The 326-nt window shown below is 73.9% G+C and carries 1 protein-coding gene; it reads left to right on the plus strand.

The window, feature by feature from the left end; translation table 11 throughout:
• On the plus strand, window positions 1–326 hold a 326-nt coding region (locus ACEN88_RS34915), incomplete at both ends, for a cyanophycin synthetase family protein (RefSeq protein WP_413347012.1).

The following is a 326-nucleotide window of genomic DNA, read 5'->3' on the forward strand; positions in this document are numbered from 1 at the left end:
CTGCTCGCCCTGCTGCCCGCGATGCCGGCCGAAGCGGCGGCGCGCCTGTCGGACTGCCAGGCCGCGCACGAAGCGCTCGAACCCGTGGTGATGGAATTGCAGCGCCTTGCCGGCGCGTCCGGCACCTTCGGCATGACGAAGACCGATCCCGCCAGGCCGGGACAGGCCCGCGTCGTCTGCGGCTACACGGTGGAACAGGTGGCGGGCCAGGCGCTGCGCACGGCCGCCGCGCTGATCGATGCGTGCGCGAGCCACGTCGCGTTCGACCTGGACGCCGCGCTGGACGACCTGCGCGACACCGCGCACCGCCACGCCATCGGCACGAG

This window comes from Massilia sp. CT11-108, assembly GCF_047302915.1.
Taxonomy (GTDB): Bacteria; Pseudomonadota; Gammaproteobacteria; order Burkholderiales; family Burkholderiaceae_D; genus Telluria; species Telluria orientalis.